At 39.6% G+C, this 23,454-nt stretch carries 25 protein-coding genes and 1 pseudogene; 8 read left to right on the forward strand and 18 right to left on the reverse strand.

Features of this window, described 5'->3' with window-relative positions:
* Position 1 precedes the first annotated feature (1 nt).
* Together N824_RS12870 and N824_RS12875 are read right to left on the reverse strand one after the other, a co-directional pair.
* Positions 2-1,573, reverse strand: coding sequence for an aldehyde dehydrogenase (NADP(+)) (locus N824_RS12870; RefSeq protein ID WP_048905550.1), 1,572 nt, complete (start codon positions 1,571-1,573; stop codon positions 2-4).
* Positions 1,570-2,505, reverse strand: coding sequence for a dihydrodipicolinate synthase family protein (locus tag N824_RS12875; RefSeq protein ID WP_048905551.1), 936 nt, complete (start codon positions 2,503-2,505; stop codon positions 1,570-1,572). The genes N824_RS12870 and N824_RS12875 overlap by 4 nt, the downstream gene beginning before the upstream one ends.
* 252 nt (positions 2,506-2,757) lie before the next feature.
* Between N824_RS12875 and N824_RS12880 the strand changes: the two genes are divergently transcribed.
* Together N824_RS12880 and N824_RS12885 are read left to right on the forward strand one after the other, a co-directional pair.
* Complete coding sequence (locus tag N824_RS12880; protein WP_048905552.1) at positions 2,758-3,015, forward strand: hypothetical protein; 258 nt, start codon at positions 2,758-2,760, stop codon at positions 3,013-3,015.
* Entirely contained in the window at positions 3,012-3,533 is a 522-nt protein-coding gene (locus N824_RS12885) for a hypothetical protein (RefSeq protein WP_048905553.1), read from the forward strand. Before N824_RS12880 ends, N824_RS12885 begins: the two co-directional genes overlap by 4 nt.
* Before the next feature lie 8 nt (positions 3,534-3,541).
* Here the strand turns inward: N824_RS12885 and N824_RS12890 are convergent, their stop codons facing one another.
* The 3 genes from N824_RS12890 to N824_RS12900 form a co-directional block, all read right to left on the reverse strand.
* Positions 3,542-5,563 (reverse strand): auracyanin family protein, encoded by a 2,022-nt coding sequence (locus N824_RS12890; RefSeq protein WP_048905554.1) that lies wholly within the window; start codon positions 5,561-5,563, stop codon positions 3,542-3,544.
* A gap of 7 nt (positions 5,564-5,570) precedes the next feature.
* Positions 5,571-6,278 carry a hypothetical protein gene (locus N824_RS12895; protein ID WP_048905555.1) on the reverse strand — a complete coding sequence of 236 codons (708 nt, stop codon included), beginning with the start codon at positions 6,276-6,278 and terminating at the stop codon, positions 5,571-5,573.
* A gap of 126 nt (positions 6,279-6,404) precedes the next feature.
* A complete protein-coding gene (locus N824_RS12900; RefSeq protein WP_048905556.1) occupies positions 6,405-7,757 on the reverse strand; it encodes an alpha-L-fucosidase in 1,353 nt (450 codons plus the stop codon).
* Between the two features lie 229 nt (positions 7,758-7,986).
* Here N824_RS12900 and N824_RS12905 point away from each other — a divergent pair, with 229 nt between their 5' ends.
* Together N824_RS12905 and N824_RS12910 are read left to right on the forward strand one after the other, a co-directional pair.
* Positions 7,987-8,742, forward strand: a complete 756-nt coding sequence (locus tag N824_RS12905; protein ID WP_048905557.1) for an SDR family oxidoreductase — start codon at positions 7,987-7,989, stop codon at positions 8,740-8,742.
* A 140-nt stretch (positions 8,743-8,882) separates the two neighbouring features.
* On the forward strand, positions 8,883-9,332 hold the full coding sequence (locus N824_RS12910) for a DoxX family protein (RefSeq protein ID WP_048905558.1): 450 nt from the start codon (positions 8,883-8,885) through the stop codon (positions 9,330-9,332).
* Here N824_RS12910 and N824_RS12915 read toward each other — a convergent pair.
* Positions 9,329-10,561 carry an RNA polymerase sigma factor gene (locus N824_RS12915; RefSeq protein ID WP_048905559.1) on the reverse strand — a complete coding sequence of 411 codons (1,233 nt, stop codon included), beginning with the start codon at positions 10,559-10,561 and terminating at the stop codon, positions 9,329-9,331. The genes N824_RS12910 and N824_RS12915 overlap by 4 nt on opposite strands.
* A gap of 10 nt (positions 10,562-10,571) precedes the next feature.
* Complete coding sequence (locus tag N824_RS12920; RefSeq protein WP_048905560.1) at positions 10,572-10,922, reverse strand: YciI family protein; 351 nt, start codon at positions 10,920-10,922, stop codon at positions 10,572-10,574.
* Between the two features lie 204 nt (positions 10,923-11,126).
* Here N824_RS12920 and N824_RS12925 point away from each other — a divergent pair, with 204 nt between their 5' ends.
* A complete protein-coding gene (locus tag N824_RS12925; RefSeq protein ID WP_048905561.1) occupies positions 11,127-11,648 on the forward strand; it encodes a hypothetical protein in 522 nt (173 codons plus the stop codon).
* 24 nt (positions 11,649-11,672) lie between these two features.
* On the opposite strand, the gene N824_RS12930 is transcribed toward N824_RS12925, so the two are convergent.
* Complete coding sequence (locus N824_RS12930) at positions 11,673-12,836, reverse strand: cell wall metabolism sensor histidine kinase WalK (RefSeq protein ID WP_048905562.1); 1,164 nt, start codon at positions 12,834-12,836, stop codon at positions 11,673-11,675.
* A gap of 379 nt (positions 12,837-13,215) precedes the next feature.
* On the opposite strand from N824_RS12930, the gene N824_RS12935 reads away from it, so the two are divergent.
* A complete protein-coding gene (locus N824_RS12935; protein WP_048905563.1) occupies positions 13,216-13,407 on the forward strand; it encodes a cold-shock protein in 192 nt (63 codons plus the stop codon).
* Positions 13,408-13,570: 163 nt separating this feature from the next.
* Positions 13,571-14,152 carry a ferritin-like domain-containing protein gene (locus N824_RS12940; RefSeq protein ID WP_048905564.1) on the forward strand — a complete coding sequence of 194 codons (582 nt, stop codon included), beginning with the start codon at positions 13,571-13,573 and terminating at the stop codon, positions 14,150-14,152.
* 93 nt (positions 14,153-14,245) lie between these two features.
* On the opposite strand, the gene N824_RS12945 is transcribed toward N824_RS12940, so the two are convergent.
* The 8 genes and pseudogenes from N824_RS12945 to N824_RS12965 form a co-directional block, all read right to left on the reverse strand.
* Positions 14,246-14,935 (reverse strand): hypothetical protein, encoded by a 690-nt coding sequence (locus tag N824_RS12945; RefSeq protein WP_048905565.1) that lies wholly within the window; start codon positions 14,933-14,935, stop codon positions 14,246-14,248.
* A gap of 133 nt (positions 14,936-15,068) precedes the next feature.
* The gene (locus tag N824_RS37315) at positions 15,069-15,323 is read right to left on the reverse strand and encodes a hypothetical protein (protein ID WP_306413894.1); all 255 of its coding nucleotides are present in this window, start codon (positions 15,321-15,323) and stop codon (positions 15,069-15,071) included.
* Positions 15,324-15,580: 257 nt separating this feature from the next.
* Positions 15,581-16,048 (reverse strand): annotated as a pseudogene (locus N824_RS38445) (DNA ligase); the annotation flags it as partial.
* Positions 16,049-16,090: 42 nt separating this feature from the next.
* A complete protein-coding gene (locus tag N824_RS37320; RefSeq protein ID WP_306413898.1) occupies positions 16,091-16,189 on the reverse strand; it encodes a hypothetical protein in 99 nt (32 codons plus the stop codon).
* Positions 16,159-16,485, reverse strand: coding sequence for a hypothetical protein (locus tag N824_RS37325; protein ID WP_306413895.1), 327 nt, complete (start codon positions 16,483-16,485; stop codon positions 16,159-16,161). Before N824_RS37325 ends, N824_RS37320 begins: the two co-directional genes overlap by 31 nt.
* Before the next feature lie 78 nt (positions 16,486-16,563).
* Positions 16,564-16,887 carry a DNA polymerase ligase N-terminal domain-containing protein gene (locus tag N824_RS37330; protein ID WP_306413896.1) on the reverse strand — a complete coding sequence of 108 codons (324 nt, stop codon included), beginning with the start codon at positions 16,885-16,887 and terminating at the stop codon, positions 16,564-16,566.
* An 11-nt stretch (positions 16,888-16,898) separates the two neighbouring features.
* The gene (locus N824_RS12960) at positions 16,899-17,081 is read right to left on the reverse strand and encodes a hypothetical protein (RefSeq protein WP_048905566.1); all 183 of its coding nucleotides are present in this window, start codon (positions 17,079-17,081) and stop codon (positions 16,899-16,901) included.
* 238 nt (positions 17,082-17,319) lie between these two features.
* Entirely contained in the window at positions 17,320-20,106 is a 2,787-nt protein-coding gene (locus tag N824_RS12965) for a glycosyl hydrolase (protein WP_048905567.1), read from the reverse strand.
* Between the two features lie 174 nt (positions 20,107-20,280).
* On the opposite strand from N824_RS12965, the gene N824_RS28005 reads away from it, so the two are divergent.
* Complete coding sequence (locus tag N824_RS28005; RefSeq protein WP_152542239.1) at positions 20,281-20,679, forward strand: VOC family protein; 399 nt, start codon at positions 20,281-20,283, stop codon at positions 20,677-20,679.
* Between the two features lie 352 nt (positions 20,680-21,031).
* Here N824_RS28005 and N824_RS12975 read toward each other — a convergent pair whose 3' ends face one another.
* Positions 21,032-22,159: a TlpA disulfide reductase family protein gene (locus N824_RS12975; protein ID WP_048905568.1), complete on the reverse strand. Its 1,128-nt coding sequence runs from the start codon at positions 22,157-22,159 to the stop codon at positions 21,032-21,034.
* A gap of 113 nt (positions 22,160-22,272) precedes the next feature.
* Entirely contained in the window at positions 22,273-22,650 is a 378-nt protein-coding gene (locus N824_RS12980) for a PRC-barrel domain-containing protein (protein ID WP_152542242.1), read from the reverse strand.
* Positions 22,651-23,454: the final 804 nt, after the last annotated feature.

Here is a 23,454-nt window from a genome sequence, read left to right on the forward strand (position 1 = left end):
GCTATTTAGTCCATTTGTTATTTATCAATCTGAAAATATTGAGTGGATTGTTTTCTTTTAATTCATCAGGAAGCATTTCATCAGGCCAGTTCTGCCAGGCTAACGGTCGGCAAAAACGAAGCACCGCGGCTGATCCCACAGAGGTAAAACGCGAATCATTTGTAGCCGGAAAAGGGCCACCGTGTTGCATGGCAGCGCAAACCTCTACCCCTGTTGGTGGATTGTTCAGGATTAAACGACCCGTTTTATCTTTTAACTTCTCGATCAGCAAATGATATTCAGTCAGTTCCGATGGTTCTGCCATTATGGTGATGGTCAGTTGCCCCTGTAGGACATTGGCTATGTCTGTAAGTTGGTTGATGTCGTTGGCGATAACGAGCATGGAATAGGGACCAAAAATTTCTTCCTGAAGTATTGGGTTTTGGAGAAATTCGCTGCCCGAAACTGTTGATATAACGGGTAGTGCCTGACAATTATCATCGGCATTTAAAAGCGAAGAAGCAGCTAAAACTTCTACATTTGGTTGTTTAAGTACCTCAGTGCTTCGTTTTTTATAATTGTTGTAGATGCCAGCTGTGAGCATGGTAGCAGAAGCAGCGCGCTCTATTTCTACTTTTAACTGTTCTACAAAAAGATCAAGCTCCTTTGATTTTACTGCTATCAGCAAACCAGGGTTTGTACAAAATTGTCCTGCACCCATGGTAATTGATCCGGCATAAGTGGTGGCAATTTGCCCTGCCCTGCTTGTTAGTGCCTGTGGTAACAGGAATACGGGATTTATGCTTCCCATTTCTGCAAAAAATGGAATCGGATTTTTTCTCTGCTCCACAATTTTGAGTAAAGCCATGCCACCTTGATATGAACCAGTGAAAGTGACCGCTCTGGTTTCTGGGTGCTTAACCAGCATTTCCCCTATTTCATAACCCTCATCAAATAACATCGAGAAAAAGCCATGATGTACTCCTGATTTATTTAGAGCACGTATGATTGCCTGACCGGCAAGTGCACTCGTACCTGGATGGGCAGCATGGGCTTTTACAATAACAGGGCAACCGGCGGCAAATGCAGAAGCAGTATCTCCTCCGGCAACGGAAAATGCAAGTGGGAAATTACTCGCACCGAACACAACCACTGGCCCAAGGGGCACTAGCATTCGCCTGATGTCGGGTTTAGGAACCGGTTTTCGATCTGGAATTGCGGTATCAATGATGGCATTGAGCCATGAACCTTCTTCAACCTGATCTGCAAAAAGCCTGAGTTGCCCGGTAGTTCTTGCCAGTTCACCCGTTAAGCGTACTTTAGTTAAACCACTTTCCAACTGCGCACGCTGTACCAATTCTTCACTGAGATGCTCAAGTTCTTCTGCTATGCTTCTAAGAAAGGTAGCCCTGGTGCTTTTTGGGAGTTGTTTGTAATGGGCTTCTGTCGCTGCTGTCATTGCCTCATTCAAATCTTCGGCAACAGCATTGAAAAATTGCTCTTTAAGTAACTCACCTGATGCGGGATTACTTGCATAGAAGGCTTTAGTTGTCCTTTTTGAGTATTGGGATGCAATTATGCTGCTTCCGTTCATACGGTTGGTAATTCTAACACTCCCCAACTGTTTTCTGGCAGTACAGGCCTTGCCGCCAATGCATCATTAATAATCTTAAGCACACGCTCGCGTTCTTCACCCTTAATTTTTAATCGCGGTGCCCTTACGTTTTCTGTTCCTATACCGGTACCCACCTCAGCGAGTTTTATATATTGTACAAGTTTAGGATGAATATCCAATTCAAGAACCGGAAGGAACCACCTGTAAATTATTAAAGCTTCCTGTATCCTGTTAGATTTTACCAAACGATAAATTGCTACTGTTTCTTTCGGAAATGCATCTACAAGTCCTGCAACCCATCCATGCGCTCCCATTACCAGACTTTCCATAGCAATCGTATCTACTCCGGTAAAGATTTTAAACCGGTCTCCAAATCTGTTGATCATTCTTGTAATGTTCGAAATGTTCCTTGTTGATTCTTTAACAGCCTGGATGTTTTCATAGTTAGCAAGTTCTGCGAACATATCCAGAGTTACCTCAATTTTATAATCTACCGGATTGTTGTAAATCATGATTGGTAAGTCTGTACTTTCAGCAACAGCTTTAAAAAAAGCAAGCGTTTCTTCATCATCGGCATAATAACGCATTGGTGGTAAGAGCATTAAGCCGCTGGCACCTAATTCTTTAGCTGTTTTTGCAACTTGTACTGCTGCTTTGGTAGTTGATTCTGCAATATTCAGTAAAACCGGCACCCTGCCATTTACCAATTTTATGGTATGAGACAGTAACCCAAATTTTTCTTCGTTTGTGAGTGAACTTGCTTCGCCCAGGGATCCTCCCAGGATTAGCCCATCAACCCCCGCCTCAAGCTGGGCATTGATGTTTTTGTCAAATGCATTGAAATCTAACTCATCATTATCCGTAAACTTGGTTGTTACGGCTGGAAATACGCCCGACCATTTTATTTTCATAGCTTAATTTTTTTAACAAAAATAGCTTACTGAAAGACATGAAGAGATGCAGAATTTAGCTACATTTTCTAATAAATTGACAATATTGATAAAAGACGGTGGTGTCGCACAACTTGATGATTTTTTTTATCTTCCTAGTTCTCGATTAAAACCGTAAATTTAAAGTAATTAAGGTTTTAATATTTTTTGGGTATACCTTAATACTTTGGACGAGCGTATTGGTAAAATTTGAAAACTAATCAAAACAGCTTTATGGAAACCAAAATAAAAGAAAAGCAGACAGTGATCATGGATCCAGCCTTAACAGCAGAAACTGATAATTGGAATTCAATATTGAATGGCCCACCAGAAGACGACGATATCCAATTTGAAGATGATGATATGGACGATCTTGAGGATGATGAATTCCCAATTGAAGAGGATCTTGATAATCTCGATTTTGATGAAGAAGATGAGCTAGGGTTTGATGAAGAGGAGGATCTAGATTTTCTAGAAGCTGTATTGCATTGAAACAGTTATTCTACTCAAAGGACAGCGGACATCCGGATGACATCTATCATTATCGACCTGGAAAACCCTGGGTTAAAACCGCTGAACTTTTTTTTATCCGACCCGAAGGCAAACACCTGAGGGTAGAAAATAAAAATGTCAATTGTTTATTTAACAATCTGACCAGGGAATTATTTGACGTCCATTATAATCATTTTATACAGTTCCTGAACATAAATTTTAGTGCTATTAACGTACAAGAAAGAAATTATGAGCTACTGGGTTCAGAGCAAGAATTCCTGATACAAAAGATCATTACGAGCTGGATCTACTATTACACAATTAATAACCTTGAGGTAAAAGTTCAAAGGGATGATTTCATCCATCCCTATATGACTGATTACATTTTGAGCTTGCTGGATAAAAAATATGGCATAGATACACCTGCAAGCCTGGCGCTTGGTGCTCATCTATTGCGAATGAACTTAGACGATTATTGTAATACGGTTAAAGGAAGAAGAACATATTATAATCGTTAGGTCCATTCCTATTTAATCACTTTGATCTGCCCCTTCATTACCGTATAGTGGCCAGGATAAGAACAGATAAAAGGATATATCCCAGGTGTTTTTGGTACGGTAAAATAAATAGTATCTGATTTTCCCGGTTGTAATAATGCTGTATGTGCCAGAACCTTAGGGCTATTAGGGACAAAGCTATATTTTTCGCCATCGAGCCCCATTTTCATCACCATTTCTCCAACAACATTGCCTGCTCCTGGAGTTGTGAGCACAAAATTGTGCAACATGTCATCCGTATTGGCAAAGGTCAGTTTCACTTTAGTGCCTGCTTTTAAAGTCAAATTTGTAATGTCAAATTTCAATCCCGGTTTGGTTCCTAATAAAATGGTTTTATCCGGTCCGTTCTTCCAGCTTATTGGCTGTTTGGTAAGGTGCTTCCCTGCTGCAGTACTGCCAGTGATTTTGCTGTTGGCAGTTGTCATATTCCCCATGTGATGATGATCCATACTTTGTGCTGCGTTTGCAGTCGGCATGCTGCCAGTTGGTTTGTTTTCGGCCGTTGCCACTACTTTTTCTCCATCCGGAATCTTATTTAAAGTATAATATCCGTAATTGTGGAGCAAAGGAGTATTGCCATTTTCTGAGCGTAGTCCTTCAGTTCTGATCTCATGAATATACCCTTCTTTTAAACTATCAAGTACTAAACGTACGCGTTTATGATCTGGAGAAATTACGATTGCATTAATGTTGCGGGGAGATTGGTTTATCACCGGACTTCCGTAAATATGATGGTACTTATAAGTAAAAGTCGACAATTTATAAGAGCCAGCATTACGGGCAGTTTTTTCATCCACTGGCATGGTAAATTCCAGCTCGAAACCATCAGGCTGCGCCTTTACCGTCTGAATTTCAAAAGGCATAATGCCAGACCAGGTCAAACGCTGCAGTCCATATTCTTCTTTTCCGGTTGACGACCAGCCTCTTGAAGTCATACCTACAAGCATGCTGCCATCAGAACCCCAGTTCATTCTTAATATACCTGACGAAAATCCTTCGCGAAAAGGGAATACCATCCCTTGATAAACGCCTTTAACCTTTTCCAGGAATACCCTGCTGATTTTGCTCTGGGCCTGATCGCCAACAAACAGTTGCCCTTTAAAAGGGCCCATATTTCCATTATCTGAATAACTTAGGATTCCAGAAGTTGAATTGCCCATGATAGAATGCGGGATCCATACAGAAGGAGTTTTTAGTCCTGGTACTCTTTTAGCCACATCGTATTTGGGTTCACCTGTATCCGGAATGTCTTTTTTGCGAAGCTTTACCGGGGAGCCTGGCTGATCAGCCCAGATCAAGCCGGCAGGATTACCTAAAAAATCTCCCTCTTCAACATGTGTGATACTCCCCGAGCCTACCCAATCGCCCTGATTCTCTGCATAAAATATATCGCCATTGTCATTCAGAGCGAAGGCCGCAGGTGAACGGAAACCAGTGGCAAAGGGCTTCATTGCAAAATCAGGAGCGAATTTGAGCATCCAGCCGTGCCATTTGGACATGCTTTCTCCAAATCCTATCCAGCCTAAATTTAAGGTAACCACCATATTGCTATCCTTGTCGAGCATAGGGCCATAGGCATATTCATGATAATTGCCCGATAATGGCCAGGAATACATGGTTCGGTATTCATCGGCTTCACCATCACCGTCCAGGTCTCGGAGACGTGTCAGTTCAGCGCGTTGAGTAAGGTAAATATCACCTTTCACATAATTTAAACCTAATACCTCATGCATGCCATGTGCAAACAGACGATATTTAGGTTGTTGTCCGTTTTTCATGTATGGATTTGTGATAATCCATACCTCGCCACGGCGAGTAGCAACAGCCAACTCATCATTAGGTAAAAAGGTCATTCCACCAACTTCAAGTGCTATTTCTTTAGGAATAGGAACAGTAACGATTGGAAATATTTGACTTTCTGTTTGTGCGTTTGAATTTGCTATACCTGCACCTAGTAATAAAAGAGACAATAAGTATTTTGAATTTTTCATTCTTTGATTACCAGATTAGAGAATAGGTTAATGAATCAGTTCCATTGGCCAATGGAGCAAGTAGTTCCTGACCATTTTTTGTTTTTCTTATAAAAGCCTTTGCATCAGCAGAAACTTTTATAGTATATGCTTTATTTCCAATACTATAGGTATTGTCTTTCAGCGCATTGATAGTTTGTGCTGCTGCAATCCTGCAATAAAGAGGGCCCTTGCTATTGCTAATACTTATTGTACGGTCTACCCCACTCCCTCCGCTTTGCACTACTATTTTGTCACTTATATCAGCGCCATTTGAGGAATATAAAAACGTAGGTATTTTGCTCTTATCTAATACATATCCCTTGTTTTGGAGGTCATCAAAGCTTATTGAATCAGGCCATACCGCATTTTGCTCAGTCAGTGCTGTTATCGCAGGAGCTGCAGAAAGAGGTAACACAGTACCTAAAGGTTTAGCAAGTTGAGGCTCTCCTCTATCCTTCCACATCTCGGTCACATCAAGAAACTGCCCCCGCCATACCTGCAATAATGCTCCCTGTTTCAAATCATAAGAATAATTTACCTTTTCCGGAGTGCCCACGGAAATTACATGAGTATGCTTCTTTCCATCGAACATGAGATAACTACGCAATAAATAAGGTTTACTTCCTGCATTTAGGATATAAGGGTTGGCGCTTTGGGCCCAGGTATAAGTTGCACAGCAGGTGAAAAATGCCACGCAACACATAACTCGTTTACAGATCGTCATACTTTTATTTGGTTATTAAACAACGAAACAATCGATTGCCTAACAAATATAGAAAATTATTGTCTCACAGAAATAGCTGTGAGACAATAAAATGAATTATTTCAAACTCAATTCAATAACCGGAATTTGAAAATTTGGTTTTTGGGCTGGTAATTTCAAGACGAGACGACCAGAAGTCGATTTGTCTTGATCAATTAAGAGTTCTGAATTATCATGTAAAAACTGGGCATAAATGACATCGTCACCATATCCATCCAGCACTATTTTGCCATCTTTGGGATATTCAAAAAGATGAACGTAAAGTTTTTTGCCAGCTTTGTTGTAGGTAAGCTGGGTTCCCTGAGCAGGTTTAAATTTATCTGGTGCGAAAGTGCAACCGTAAATGGATTTAGAATTGGCATGCATCCAAAGGCCAAGACTATCTAGCGCAGTATTCGCCCGGTTATCAAACTCACCCCTGGCTGTTGGACCAACGTTTAACAGTAAATTACCCCCGTTGGCTACTGAAGTAATTAATAAACTCAGCAATTGTTTATTAGTTTTCCAGGTGTTTTCATCTCTGTAATAACCCCAAGAGCCTGAAAAAGTCTGACATGTTTCCCAGGTTTTACCTTTAAATTTAGCTAAAGCTTCGGTGCTTACCTGTTCTGGTGTTTCAAAATCTGCACCGTCTGTATAGTCATCTAAATCCAGTCTATTATCTACAATTATACCGGGCTGTAATTTTCTGATTTGCTTTAACAGGTCAACGGATGCCCAGTCTTCTTTGCCCTTGCCATGCTTGCCAGGGTATGAAAAATCAAGCCAGAGTATATCAATTTTTCCATACTTAGTTAAAATCTCGTTAACCTGATTGCTTAAATATTTGCGGTAATTGGCCATATTTCTACCTTTATTTAATGCCAAATATTGATTTTCATCGTTGTTCGCAGGTTTTAACGGATGGTATTCGTCGACCGTGAAATCTGGGTGATGCCAATCTATCAGTGAATAATAGAAACCTATTTTTAAGCCCTCCGCTCTAAAAGCATCAACAAATTCTTTTACTAAATCTCTTTTTGCCAAAGTATTGGTTGCTTTGTAATCGGTAAATTTACTATCAAACAATGTAAATCCTTCGTGGTGTTTAGTGGTTAATACAACATATTTCATTCCTGCGGCTTTCGCTTTTTTTGCCCATAGTTTCGGTTGAAACTGATCAGGATTAAATTGATCGAAATATTTCTGGTAACCTTCATTAGTAATGTGTTCATTACTTTTTACCCACTCGTGACGAGCAGGTAAAGCATACAAGCCCCAATGGATAAACATCCCAAATCTGGCATCTTTCCACCATTCCATTCTTTTGGCTTTTTGTTCAGGGGTTTCATTGCCAATCTTCTTTTGCGCTTGTACGGCTGAGGTGGCGAGCAAGATTAGCATCAAGCCCCATAATAGTTTTCTGTTCATGTTTTATCTGGTTTGTTCAGTTATGTGTATAAACAAATTTAGAAGATAAACAGTAGCAGAAATAAATAATATTGGCAATTGATTAAGCTTTTTTGTATAAAAAGTAAATTCTGTTAGCACATTGAGACTGATCTTGATTGAACCAATAAGTATGAAAACTTGCTGATCTGTCCAATTTTTAAATGTCGATTGTTTTCATGATAAAACAATCAAATTTTAAAATTAACATATGAAAATTGTCGTAATCGGAGGCTCTGGCCTCATTGGAACAAAGTTGGTAAAAACGTTAAGCGAAGCGGGTCATGAAGTACTGGCGGCTTCGCCGGGGACTGGAGTAAACGCTGTTACCGGAGAAGGACTGGCAGAAGCTTTAACAGACGCAGAAGTAGTAGTTGATGTGGCAAATTCTCCATCATTTGAACAAAAGGCAGTATTGAATTTCTTTGAAACTTCTGGACGCAACCTGGCCGCTGCAGAAAAAGTAGCCGGTGTAAAACACCATGTTGCCTTGTCGGTTGTTGGCACTGACCGCCCGAACGCCAACACCTATTTTCTGGCCAAACTTGCCCAAGAGCAGCTAATTAAAAAATCCGGAATTCCTTATTCTATCCTTCATGCGACACAATTCTTTGAATTTGTAGGAGGGATTGTACAGGCTGGAACTCAAGGAGATCAGATCCATGTTTCGTCGGCTAAATTCCAACCCATCGCATCAGATGATGTTGTTGCAGCTCTGGCTGATATTGCTGTGGGAACTCCCTTAAATGGTGCAACAGAAGTTGCGGGGCCAGAAAAAATTGGGCTTGATGAAATCGTAAGGCAATACCTTAGCCTTAAAAATGACAACAGGGAAGTGATCTCAGACGTCCATGCTCCATATTTTGGTGCAGAAATCAACGATCAGTCTCTTGTGCCCAGGGATAATGCCCGTATTGGTCAGCAAACTTATGGTGACTGGATTCGTAAACCAGGTAATCTAAGGTAGCCTAATACAAATTCTTCACCAAAAGGTTGCCTGCTGTATAATCAGGTAACCTTTTATGTTTTCTAAGAAGGCTTTTTAGTACCTTTAGCCAGGTTTAAAATTAGCTGAAGAACAACGTATTATAAATAAAGGATATATCGATGAAAAAATATACGGATACTGCCCAACTATTTCTTCGTATTGCGTTAGGACTTGGTTTTCTTTCTGCAGTGCTGGACAGAATTGGCTATTTGGGTACCGCAGGACAAGATAATATTGCCTGGGGTAACTGGGAGTCTTTCCAGGAATACACACACACCCTACTCCCATTTTTATCCAAGCCGATTTCAGATATAATGGGTTTTATTGCAACTGCAGCAGAAGCGCTATTTGGGTTGCTGCTTATTATAGGTTATAGAACCAGGCAATCCGCTATCGGAAGCTTCCTGTTGCTGTTGTCATTTGCATTCGTGATGACCATAACACTAGGGTTAAAAGCGCCATTAAATTATTCCGTTTTCAGCGCAAGCGCTGGGGCATTTGTACTGGCTACCCTGTCGTACTATCGTTGGAGCCTTGATAATTATCTGGGGAAAGTACCGAAGAATTAAGCAGTCAAGTGTTGAATGTGTCTGGTGATGGTTGCCTTGTCTGCATTTGAATTGGCGAGCAACAGTGCCTGTCTGTAATGTTGCAAAGCAACTGCATTATCAATATTTGTATACAGGTTACCCAGCAGTGAATAATAAAAAAGATTTCCAGTGAGTTTCAACTTTTCTGCTTCCACAATGGCTGCCGCCTTTCCATAAACCTTGCCCAGGGCAAAAGTTCTGTTCAAGGCAACAATAGGCGAATATTCTATAATCAACAGATTGTTGTAAAGTTGAAGAATTTGGAGCCATTTTTCTTGGGTGTCCTCTTTATGGGTATGCCAGTATGCGATACCAGCTTCCAAATGGTATTTGGTTAGCAGATTCCCATTGGCAGATAAACCTAAGTAGTACTTACCCTGATCAATCAATTCCTGGTTCCACAGGCTTTCATCCTGATCGTGATATAATATTGTTTCTCCATCCTGGTTTGCACGGGCATCAAAGCGAGAAACATGAAAACACATCAGTGAAAGCAATGCATTTACCTCGGGAAGATTTGTTCGCTCCTGATCAGTTAACAAATAGGCCAGACGCATCGCTTCTGCACAAAAATCTCTTCGGAGCGTTACGTTCTGGGTAGTTGAATAGTAACCTTCAGAAAACAACAGATATAAGGTGGTCAGGACGGTTTCCATTCGTTCGCTTATTTCAGCAAAACCGGGTTGTTCAATCCTGACATTCACCTCCTTCAACTTCTCTTTCGCTCTTTGAAGTCTTTTATAAACCACTTCTTTATTGGTGAGATAAGCATCAGCGATTTCCTGAATACCAAATCCACAAAGTAAATTCAATGCCAATGCTACCTGAGACTCGGTGGATATCTTGGGGTTACATACCGTAAAGATCATGGCAAGCTGACTATCCCCAATATTTTTGACAGACAGATCGAGCTCAAATTCTTCGGTTTTGGCGGCATGATACTGAATCTCCGGAGACAGTTTCTGCTGGAACAGATTATCACGCTTTAAATAATTTTTAGTTTTATTTTTAGCTACAGTATACAACCAGGCCGTTGGATTTTCTGGTATACCCTTGGTGCTCCAGGTCTCAGTAGCAGCAAGGAAAGTGTCACTAACAATATCCTCAGCTATTTCCATATGCGCGATACCAAACAAACGGCAGAGCACAGAAACGATTTTTTGGTACTCGCTTCTGAATAGATGTGGTATCAGCTCTTGTTGCTCCATGTAACTATAATTATCCCTCAGGATCGCTAGCCATCCTAACTTCTACAGTTCCACCGAGTTCGAGAATTGGGCAACTCTGCGCAATTTCAACCGCCTCTTCGTAATTTTCTGCTTTAACAATAATTAGTCCGCCAATAGATTCTTTAATTTCCACAAAAGGACCGTTGATCACATGCTTGTCTGCCTTCACAACTTTGCCAGCGATATCCCAGCGTTGTAAGGGCCTGGCAAGTTTATTCTGTGCAGCAATTCCACCAAACCAGTTTTGCCAGGCTTTAATAGAATTTTGCAATTCCTCTGGCGAAGGCTGCGCATCCTTATTCGTAAAATCTCTTCTGAAAATCAATAAAAAATCATTCATATTCCTTTAATTTTAATGTAATACAAACCCATGACAACCGAATAAGCAAAGTTGNGAMRRYWKWCANWGSATKWGANNAAYGKTYMTKYYSWSATGACAAACGAAAATTGATAATTAGACAAGGTAAACGATATTTATATTTAAAAGCCTGTAGCGTTTGACAATCATCGAACGTTTGTGATTAGATAAAGCAATATCGGATATATGAAACACATACCCCTACTCGTGTCCACAGGCCTACTTTTACTGGCCTCTTGCGGCACGAGCAAAGAACAAAATAATGGAGTCGCTTCAACAGCAGATACTGTTAATAAAACAGACACAGTTGCCGTCAATACACAAATGACTGCCCGCATGAGTATGAAACCGGTTATTGAGACTGGCGACTCTCTTGAGCTTAGGTTCACGGTGTATAACCGCTCTGTCAAACCACAATCGTTCTGTAAATGGCACACCCCTTTTGAACCACCAATGAGCAAATACCTAGATATTAAAGACGATCAGGGTGTAGAAGCCAGGTATCAAGGAGCCATGGCTAAACGGATCATGCCGCCTCCTGCAGATAGTTACATTGAAATTAAACCTGGTGATAGCCTTAGTGTGATGGTGAACATCAGCAAAACTTATCTGCTGGATAGACCCGGTACCTATGTCGTTAGCTACAATGCACAGGAAATCAGTGGTCTTGTTGTTAAAGATTCAATCACTTTCATCTACAATAAATAAAAACCTGGAAACTCGGTGATGATCTTAATCAATATAAACAGGTAACGTAAAATAGAAAGTGGATCCTTTGCCCGGTTCACTTTTTACTTTGATATCACTGCCATGCAGTTTCAGTATTTCTGATACCAGATGAAGTCCAATTCCAAAACCCGAAACATTCTTTAACTGCTCATTTTTTACCCGATAGAAGCGTTCAAACAATCGACGCTGGTCAATTGGGTCAATACCTACTCCCTGATCAGTAAAATTGATTGAAACGCTATCTTTTTTACGTGCACATTCAATGCGCACAAAGGTTCCCGCCAGAGAGTATTTAACCGCATTACTTAGTAAGTTGCTTAAAACCTGACTGATTTTCTCCCGATCTGCATAGATCTCCAGGTTAGTACATCCCTGGTATGTTATGGTATGATCGGGGGCGAGAATCTTAGCTTCGGCCATTAAATCATCCATCAACTGAACTAGCGTAAATCTCGAAAGGTTGAGCGACATTTTACCGTCCTCGAGTCTGGAAAGATCTAAAAAATCATGGATCATTGTGACCATCCTTGTTGTTTGTACTTCCGCCCTGGAAAGTATATTTTCGGTAAATGCATCTGCCGAATTCCTTGCCTGGGCCAGAGCCAGCTGTATATAAGACCTCACTGAAGTTAATGGCGTTTTAAGCTCATGGCTGGCAATGGCAATAAAGTCATTCTTGCGCTGTTCTTCCAGCTTTTTATCGGTAATATCACGGGCGATCTTAGATAAACCAATTATTTTTCCAGCAACATTTTTAACGGGTGATATAGTTAGGGAAACATCTATCAGCCGCCCCTGTTTAGTAACTCTTTTGGTTTCGAAATGATCTACACGCTGACCACTTTTGAGCATACTTAAGATTTTCGGTTCTTCTTCTATCCTATCTTTCGGAATCAATTTCATAATCGATTCGCCAATCATTTCTTCAGCGCAATAACCAAATATGCGTTGGGCAGAAAGGTTCCAGCTGGTTATAATTCCTTTAAGATTTTTACTAATAATTGCATCGTCAGAGGAGTCAACAATGGCAGCAAGCATCGCGCTTCTTTCTTCGACAAGCTGCAACGCAGCCAGCAGTGATTTCTGCTCTTGAGTATTTGTATCCAATTCAGTTGACCCAAGCTGATGCTCATTGGTACTACCGTCCGCTGCCTTAAAGTTATGCATAGTAATCCTTATTGTTCAAACACCCTGCCAGCTTATAAAAAAACTTCAGCAGAGGTCTGCCCGATTGAATAGATCAGGCAGTCACAACTTCTAAAGCGCTTTTGGCAAGATGAAACTTCCCATAAGATATGAATTTTCAGCTATCGCAGCAAACTAAAAATGACGCAAAAAGCAATCATTCAGACACTATCTCATTTTAATGCTATTGAAGACTGAGCCTTAATAGCATTAAAGCAAGCACCTGTTAAAAAAGGATTGTTTAATAATTTAGTTTATTTTTATTTGCTTTTTGTTAAACAATTTGACAGCCAGCATGTTTACTGAAAATCACAAAACAATCAGATTATAAATAAATTATCAACCTAATCAAAAAAACAACATGTCAGAAGGAACAGTAAAATTTTTCAACGAGTCAAAAGGATTTGGCTTTATCGTACCGGACAACGGAGATCCGGAAATCTTTGTCCATGTCACTGGTCTGATAAGCCCGGTAAGAGAAAAAGACCGGGTTAGTTTCGAGGTTGAAAACGGAAAGAAAGGAATTAACGCGGTCAAAGTAAAGAAAATCTGAAGCCCGAAAGAGCAAAAAGCATCTTCAAATCAAGATGCTTTTTTGTTGGGCTTTCTAATAAATCTTATTTTGTTTATTTATTTGTAATAAAAAATAAACAAAATGTCTTGCCAATGGTTATACCCATCTGAAGAAGAAATTAAACATCATCTAAAAAAAGACTATGGCAACTACAGCAAAATCAGGCGCAAAAATCGCCGCAAAATCTTCGAGCGTCTCAATCAGTACGCCATCAAAAACCGGTAAAATGGAAGATTCGGAATTCCATAAGTTTTTTGTTGATGAACTCAAAGACATCTATTGGGCAGAAAAACATTTGGTAAAAGCCCTCCCTAAAATGGTAAAGGCAGCGACTAATCCTGAACTTGCCAACGCTTTTCAAAAGCATACCGAAGAAACCAATACCCACATAGGTACATTGGAACGGGTATTTCAGTTGCTGGATGAAAAAGTTCAGGCAAAAAAATGCGATGCCATGGAGGGTTTGTTAAAAGAAGCAGACAGCATCATCGCAGATACTGATGCTGGTACTCAAATTCGTGACGCAGGGTTAATCTTAGCTGCTCAAAAAGTGGAACACTATGAAATTGCTACTTATGGTACGTTGGTGGTCTTTGCCGGTAACATGGGGCATACCAAGGTTGCAGAATTGCTGCAGTTTACATTAGATAACGAGAAAGCAACAGATGTAGCTTTAACCCAAGTTGCTGAAGGGTTCATTAACCAACAGGCAGCAGCAGAATAAAACAAGAAGAAGGTTTTAAATGACCCTTAGTGCAATGCTGAGGGTCATTATTTATTATCAACCACAGCATAAACAAAGTATTTAAAAACCTTCTTACTTATATTTCATGTCTTCAGCGCAGTACCTGGCAATGAATTCCTTTCGCGGAATCATATGCAGGTAAGGATAATTTCCAGATAGTTGCTGTCGTTGTTTTAGCTGGTAAAGAAAGTGCCCTCCCAGATCGACAATAATGGGGCATTTTGCCTGGTACCACACGCGATGTGGATGTTTCCAGCAAAAGGAATAATAGTGGCTGGTTAGCGGTATATTCTTGAGCTCAGGATGGTAGAAATTTAATATTTTGGGATGCCCGCTTCTTCCTAGCAAGTCAGACGTTCGGATCATAGAAAGATGATCGTTATGGCAAAACTCAAAGTCGGAAAGTTTGGGGTGATCTACATCTGGTAAATGCTTCAAAATACGGAAGCCTTTAAATTTTTTTCCATTCAATATCCATATCAATTTCGGATAAAAAGTTTCCCTGCTTTCCAGTTCTTCAATACAAATAGGTGAATTTTGGAACTCAAGGGTTGTTCCGCAAGGTGTGTATACATCAGCCCGATGCTGTTGCTCAGTAACCTCATCCCAAAAGCAGACTTCCCTGAATGAAGGAGGAAAAGCCATTTTCCAGCTCCTATGCCAAGGCGTTTCGCCGTAAGATCGCAATTGCTGTTTTTCCTGATGGATAATGACAGGCCGGGATGTAATTCTCTCAGGAAATACTAAAGCATTGAAATCCATAAAAACAAATGCCTTAGATTTTAGCAGGCGCCCAAAATTAAACTAATAATATTAGTATTCAAAAATTTAAATAAAAAATCAAAAATTTTATAAACCTCAATCCTGGCTTTAAGTGTGGTGATGGGTTTATAGGTTAACCAAATACCTTTTTGGCTTTATTAATCGCAGCTGTCAAATCAATGCCTTTTCCCAAGGCACCTTTAAAGAGATCCCCAGTTTCTTTTACCCTATCCACTGCATTGAAGATCGTAAAATCACCCATGGTCATTCCAGCTCTAACTTCTTCCCACGCCAGAGGCATGGAAACAGTTGCCCCGGGTTTGGGTCTAAGCGAATACGGACAGGCAATGGTGGCCCCTGGTCTGTTCTGCAAAAAATCAAGATACATTTTCCTTTACGATTAGCGACCATTCTTTCTAATGTCGTAAACTCAGGAACCTGCTGGTGGWSSWRRYTGACWATANNNATCYWRNGYAARSMYKYKWSAYYGWTSMYMRWYAKRYWTTSCTKNAWGWKSRMYATMAMNTGTGSWNTAMNGGWARWGYMKSAGSYCWTTNCAKRNCRYGSYWKWWYRRKCTGATMCAWNNNTTCCTTCACCATTTGCGCTACTTGGATCACCTGATCGAATGTATTCTTATCAGGATCCAGATCAATCACGCAATAGTCTGGATTGTCTGGAGACTGACTTCTGGAAAACCAGGGATTCATTTCTATGCACCCCAACGATGTCATCCAAAGTAAGGCCGCTTCATCGTTGCCCAACAGGTATTCCTTATGTTCACCATCACCTGTGGTGTAAGGAAATGTATCAGCCCATTCAGGCGCGATCTCTCTAACATCTTTCTGGTAAAAACTTTTGCTATGAATTCCACCTGGAAAACGATTTAAAGACATCGGTCTGTCTTTCAAGTAAGGAAGAATATAGTCAGCCACCTGATAATAGTAATTAAACATTTCTCTTTTGGATACCCCATCTTCAGGCCAGTAAAGCTTGCTTAAATGCGTAAACTTCAATTCATGACCTTTTACTTTTCGTACCTGAGTTTGATCTTTGGGATTAAGCAGCGTTTTACGCCCTGTAGCCTTTGGAGGCTTGATAGTGCTATCTTTCATATCTTTCTCTACTATAGCTTTAGTCTCGACCTCGGTCCCTGATCACCTCCTTAGCTTTTTATCGATGCGCATGCCCTGGAAAGAGGGATGGCGGAATACACCATCATCTGTCACCTCTGTAAAGGTGATTTCACAAACCAGTTCGGGTTTAAGCCAGTTACTTTGGTTTTGGGTGGATTAGGTCTGAAACGAGAAGGCTTATTGACATCAAGGATTTCCAAAAATGGACTTTTATTGGTAGTCAACGGCAGGAATTGACCGTTTTCATATACTCCTAATAATAGGGAACTAAATTGCTTGGGCGTATTATCTTTTTTAGTAACATCAGTTACCGAAGCGTACGCATCCTTATGTTTGATCAGTAGCCAGCCATTTCCTCCCATACAGTTGGTCTTCACCAAGGCATATTCTCCTTTTAATTTGCTGCCATGAAGCATTATTTTGAGTGAACCTGAATGTAACTGCTCCAGAAGAGGTTTTTCCTGCGCCTTTTTGCCCCTGATCTTTTCTATAGGTTAGTAAGTTGCTTTATCCCAAACAATTACTGTACCCCCACCATATTCACCCTTAGGAATAATGCCTTCAAAATTCTTGTAATCAAAAGGATGCTCTTCTACCATCACGGCAAGACGTTTGGTCTTTGGATCGGTTGAGGGGCCCTTAGGAACAACCCAGCTTTTTAGCACACCATCCATTTCCAGGCGGAAGTCGTAATGCAGGCGGGTAGCATCGTGTTTTTGAATTACAAACTGAAGTTTTCCTGAAGCTTTCGCTTTGCCAGATGTAGGCTCAGTTGTTTTATTAAAATCACGTTTTTTATTATATTCCTTCAAGCTCATGATATAGGGTACTATATCTCTAATTGACTGGTTCGTTTTGAAATTGCTTTGGATACAACAGTTTTTTGTTTACCCCAGTCCCTGTCTTCTTTAAAATCCTCATCAGGATGAAAGTAATAATCATGTTGTTTGAAAGTTTTTCCGGATTTTTGAATCCCTGGTTTTTCCTGTGGCTCAATGTTAATTCTTTCCATAAGTATCAGTTTTTTATTCCTTATAGAAAACACACATGGCTCCGTATTGTTTAAATATCTTTAAACTGCTGTAAAACGCAAATAATCAGATGTTTGTTTCCTCGGAACAACCTTTTAATAGGTCATATATAGAAGTAATATACACAGAGAATATACTGATTGAGGATGTACTAATTTAATGAGCTACGCCCTTTATCATTAAGATAAAGGGCCGGATATTTGGTCTTTTGTATCAGGATTAATAATAAGGTGTTATCGAAACCGGACCAGTAAGTCCAGAAGGCATAACTGTCCAGGTTGAAGCGTCAAAATCCTTGTAATTAATATTCACAAAATTAATCTCATGATAATTCTTCCATTTGATTTTCTTAATATCCATATCTCTGATACGGTTAGCCATCAAATTCACGACTTCTATTTTAATCGTATTTTCACCAGGGATCAGAAATTTTCCTATACGGACCTGAAAGGGAATGCTCCATATGATGCCAACTTCCTGTCCGTTTATCCATACCCGGGCACTTTCGTTTACCGTGCCTAAATCCAATACATATTCTTGTGCAGACTTTGATTCTATGTTAAAGACTGAAGAATATACCCCTGTCCCTGCAAAAGCAATTGACTTTGGATCGCCTGAATCAGTCCAGGAGCGTAAAGTGTTTAATGTTTGATCTGGAGGCAATTCAGGACCTCCCTTGGTAAAATGGAGAATCCATTGCTTATTAAGGGGTATTGCTTTTTCTGCCTTGTCCAAATATACCCAAGAAGTAGCTATTGGTTTAGGACGCTTCTCAACTCTTAAAAAAAGAGTTTGGCCTGAATTTATCTGAATCCGCACTTTGTTTTCTTTTTTGGCTGCAGTCCCGATAATCCCCGTCTGGGGATCAAGGATAGTGATATGCCCTTTTTCATTGAGTGAAAGGGTCGTATCAATTAATTTGGAACTGTGATTTACTAAATAATAATATTTTCCGGATGCAATTTGCCTTCTGATAAACTCCAATCCTGAATCGACAAGCGGTTCTCTTTTGATTTTATTGAAGTTTAAAATTCCTTCAATATCCTTTCCAAGGAAAATGATGCCTTTTCCGGTAACATATTGTTTAAAGCCGGCGGCTGAACTCTTGAATGTTAGTTTTGAAAGGCTTGAATTCAGCCGTCTTCTTCGCGCTTCCAAATCAGATAAACCGGGAACATCCTTGGGTAACTGCTGAAAAATCACTGTAGCTCCATTGTACGCTAACCCGATAATTTTGTCTAACGTCTCAGGATTTATCATTTCACATTCAGGAACGATTAGTGTTTTATAGGCTGTTCCATTTTCTGACGTATTGAGTAGCTTATTGTTCACCCTTGTTTTCCATAATAGCCTGTCTGAGGCAAAGTCAAATGAATAACCGATTTTTGAAAGCTGTTTTGACAACTTGTAAAATGAGGTTGGATGTAACCACTTATCTACATCATGAACTTTTAAGGCCATATCCATACCATTTGAATTATTCCAAATATCATAAATGGGCCAATAAATAAGCAACTCATTGTCTGGCTTTCCACTTTGTAATATTGACTGACATCTGGCTATATAGTCGTTTAAACCTTTGGCGTGTGGCCACAGGCTATTATTTGGATTCATTTCCACCGAGGCATAGAATAACCATCCAGGCCATGGAATATCCGATGGTGAGTATGTTGTTCCATGATAAAATATATGGTTGACACCCGAAAGAAATAATTGCTCGACCTCGGGCTTGCACTGCGAAAAAGAAGTTTTGAAATGCTCGGTAAGCCATGTGAACGTTTCTGATGAAGTTAATGCTTTGCCACCTGTATGCGCTGCAGAAGAAGCAAATTTGCTCATTATTGGATCTGGGTCAACGTTTCTAATATCGCCCGAATCTCTGCGAAGGCCGACGATGGGGAAATAGCTGGAGCCAAAGATTTCTGTTTCTGGAATATCGACCGCACCATAAAGATCAAGCAAATTTCCAGGGGAACCATGAGATTGGTTTTTTGTTAAGGATTTGAGGCTATGGGCCCAGTTTGTCCAGTTTTGAGTGAAGTTCTCAAGTAAAAGTTCATCCATTGTTTCGCGGTAATCTGACTTCAAGCGTGCGACGGTATCTCTTGTGTTGTCATTATTTCCACTGTCTAAAAGTTCGCGAATGTAATTTTCCAGCTTATATCCCCGGGTTTTTTGGAAATGAGCTAAGAATGTTGGTGTCCAGGTAGCGCCATATACTTCATAGCTATCGTTAAAAAAAGCCCTTACACCCTGGTGCCTTTTTCCAAAAGCATCTGTGAATCTTTTGAGGTAAACATTAACCGAATTTTTATCGAGATGATCTAAGGTGAACCCCTCGCCTCCTGGTGCTGCGCGCTTAACTTTTTGATTTGTTTTTCCTGCAAAAGCGGCGTAAATTTCCCAACTTCCGGATGTTGGAGACCAGTTTAGTGCTTTGTTGGCCTGTACAAGAGTAAGGAGATTCAGTACCTCTCGGCTGCCGCCATAGGCCGTCAAGACTTCTAGTTTCGCAAGTTCCTGTCCATCTTCTTTAACCAGAATTGGTTCATTTAGCCTTTCTCCTGCATTTAAGATGAACTTACGGGTAATGAGTTTTGTAGCTGCATTTTCAGGCTTTACCTGGGGTCCTCCGAAAGGCCAGCCAGTTCCGGTATTCATATCTACTCCCATTCTCATTGAATTAGCCTTAGTAACGGTGAAATGAATTGCGGATATCCATTCAGGAGAAAGAAAATTGATATACTTGTTCTCAAATCCCACTGCTCCGTAGATCGGCGTAATTTCTACACCTCCAAATCCAGACCGACTATACTGTTGCAAAGCTAATTCAAGATCTTTATGGTTTACTGCATTCCCCATCCACCACCATCTTGTCCATGGTTTCATTTGATTTTCTATAATCGGCCAACCGGCGGATTTTTTAATTCCAGAAGTTTGTGCCTCTGCAAGATTGAAGCTCAGCGTACACAAAAAAGTAAAAAGAATAAATATTTTGGTTTGCATTTGATGGTAATTTGATTAAAAAAAATTGTTTAAAAAACAGTTATTCTAAAACTCTTTATATATGCCTCTAGTAATTACACTTCGTTAAAGTAAAAATTTTACACAAAATCATCAAAATAACTGGTTTCTTTTGTCACATATCCATAAGTTTGGTTAACCAAAGAATATACCTTAATGATGAGAACACAGATCAATGCAGTTACTATTGCAGCTCAGGACTTGCTTAAACTTAAAACATTTTACATAGATACTTTTGGCTGGGAAATCCAGTCGGAAAGCACGGATATTGTTATGTTTAGACTCAAGCATGGTTTGTTGCTAAGCATTTACAAAGCAGAAGCCCATGCTCGTTATTTAGGTAGTGAACCAATTACATCGAAAATCCTACCTAAAACTTACCTTACCATATATACCGGATCTTTAAAGGAAACGGATGAGTTGTTCATGGAGCTGGAAAGCAAACAAGTTCATGTTATTAAAAAACCAGCAAAAGTATTTTGGGGTGGTTATGCTGGGATTATTACCGACCCAGAACACAATTACTGGGAGATTTGCTTTAATCCATTCATTTAATAGCAGGTGTTATTAACTTTAATGATATACTTAATATTTTATGGGTTTCCCTAAAAAATAGCTAAAAATATAATTAACTTATTTCTTTAACAATTATATTATAAATAAGTGATATATAAATAATTAAATATTATTAATGTAAGTAATTGTGTAGGTTGATTCGAAAACCCTACTTCTTTTTGCTTAATCAGATGTGGAGATAAAAATTATCGTAATTAATTATGTTGCTAACAGTATGCATCGAGCATATTGATATGAAACTCCTGGTACCATCTGTTTTCATGCCGTGTAGCAACCTCGCAAATGCGCTCCCGCCTTTTGATTAAGAAGAGTTTAACTAAGGCATTCAGTATCATTTTGTTTTTGGATTCAGTAATTCAAGTAATTTATTCTGTAAATCAGCACCTCGTAATCCTTTGGCAACTATCTTTCCTGAGGGATCTATTAAAAAATTACCAGGAATAGATCTTACACCATATAATTTAGCAACATCATTATCCCAATACTTAAGATCTGAAACATGTGTCCATGTCAATTTATCATCTTCAATTGCTTTTAGCCAGGCCTCCTTTTTACCCGGTTGATCTAATGAAACACCCAAGACAGTAAACCCTTTGTCTTTGAATTTTTCATAAGCTGCAACTACATTAGGGTTTTCGCGGCGGCAAGGTCCACACCATGAGGCCCAGAAATCTAACAAAACATATTTCCCTTTAAAGTCCGAGAGTTTCACGGGTTTATCATAAATATTATTCTGAGTAAAGTCAGGAGCCTGTAAGCCGATTTTAGTCCTTTTAGCAGCAGCAAATAGAACTCCAACTTGCTGGCCATTATAAGTTTGACGAATTCCAGAAGAGAGGTTTTGATATGCTTTTTCCGCATCACTCTGTAATATTTCATCAGAAGCCAGTTGTGAAAGGACTGTTAGGCTAACAAATGAATTGGGATGTCTTTTTGCAAAGTCCAGGTATATAGGAAATAACTCAGCGGAAGTATTGTCATAGCGCTTATAGAATCCTTCAAGGAAGGTTTCATCTTTTTTCTGTTCGACAGTGAATCCGGCATATTCTTCCCCAAGCGAAGTAAGTTTATCCTGCACCTTTTTTGACGCTGCTTTAAGCAAATAGTTATCTGCATTAACTTTTGATCCATTGATCAGGGAGTGCTGCAATGAGTCTGTACCGATAAGTTTTATGTTTCCAGGTTCGATATAAAATGATAGTACATCTACCCTATTTCCCTTAATAGCATCTTTTCTGTAAAGCGTACTTCTTGATGGATCTTTAATGCTTCCGTTAAAGCTAAATTTACCGTCAGTAACTATCGTTGAGTCTGCTTTGCTCTTCCCGTCTACACTGTAAGTAAGAAAAAGTTTTTCTCCCGTTCGGAGTCCTTTAACCTCTCCATTAAAAGTAAATGACTGCTGAGCAACGGCTATAAGGGGTAACATGCCGGCAATAAGTAGTAATATTTTTTTCATATTAATTGTTCAACTAAGTTTAATACGGAACAAATATAAATAAATACTACTAAATCAATAGACTTTATTTGAACTTCTCTTTCAAAAAAAAATTGGGTTTGAATCACCCTAAACTATTTATCGTAATGTAGGAAAAGGTCCGTTTCATAATTTTCAGCCAAAGGTTGATTAGGGTTATATTTCGGGCTATTCTTTACCGCCTCTACCGAAACATCCACCTCAACCGACGAGTCTGCCCAACTAACCTCTTTTATCCATTCGGGTGAAAGCAAAACTTTTTTTCCTGGAAACCAGCTACCGGTATCCACAATGAGAAAACGGATTATCCAATGCTCATCGACAATAATATCGGTTACATCGCCTATCTCTCCATCAGTGGCATGAATGTGATATCTTTTAACTTCACTGATGCTACGCAAGTGAGGATCTCCGGGTCCTTTTTTATTACGCGCGGCGATGGATGCCTCTAACGGTACTCTGGATTCAATCATTCCCGCCATACCAAGTTGCCCATAAAATCCTCCGCCTGTAGSMYMKMMAWWCSKCCRYYYRTAGKRKCKSYATAMGGCSAKNTCMTRSTGGCKSKATAMNGGCKWNNTYCTGYWKSYRYGNTMSSGGCTKNTCTKTAWNTWTGTYGSKKNTGTMNNTYTAAYYKGKWRSKNNTTGTWWKTCYARYCRGGAWKSWYTWNGNYTTYTSSWGWMAKRANTWCTTTAMNGNTTCYRKTRAMMWAMSWMCTKTWYNTTMCAWTRASMWAMCRYMTGKTYYWRSWWTSAKNATMAMRNTAWRRYYCAKSWWNCWTYWYCAAWWTMWMMSTCRKYARCWYYTMYARTKWMWCCGNTCRGWMKYWYNTATAGTRWRNASCNATNANANTTTTWATARTWWGKAKNCNATAAYTWTNATMATTWKNATWMRAYAANCYAKATYWKKWTWTRWNNAMCARNTYCRRATYWKRAWWNTSTKYAYMWKGWNTMGAWTYAWAWAAMNCTGNATATKRAATWKMTTWAAMTNNCCTGMYNATGMWRTTKNTTARNAMTMYTNGCCSWKGSWKTTRYYARSMAWANNAGSCCYSRKMYTKRCMAAYMMWWWKKMMYSRKMMWRRCMWRWAYKKKTKRRWSRSMWNNACCTGRMTSSNTGRKWMWSMTRMCTNNGGCWMMYSNATYAYNGRTGNACYCMKKSRWWYMMATMAYRRSYSYASMMMNNGGTNTTWAMNARTKMYMMMASAANASGWAKWWAYRGTTMTWMRMMWNNNAGRCGAAGRWWKGGKTNNAWTCKCWWYYMARRMNGAAKRTKRRRR

Origin of the sequence: Pedobacter sp. V48 (assembly GCF_000523515.1) — a bacterium.
Classification (GTDB): domain Bacteria; phylum Bacteroidota; class Bacteroidia; order Sphingobacteriales; family Sphingobacteriaceae; genus Pedobacter.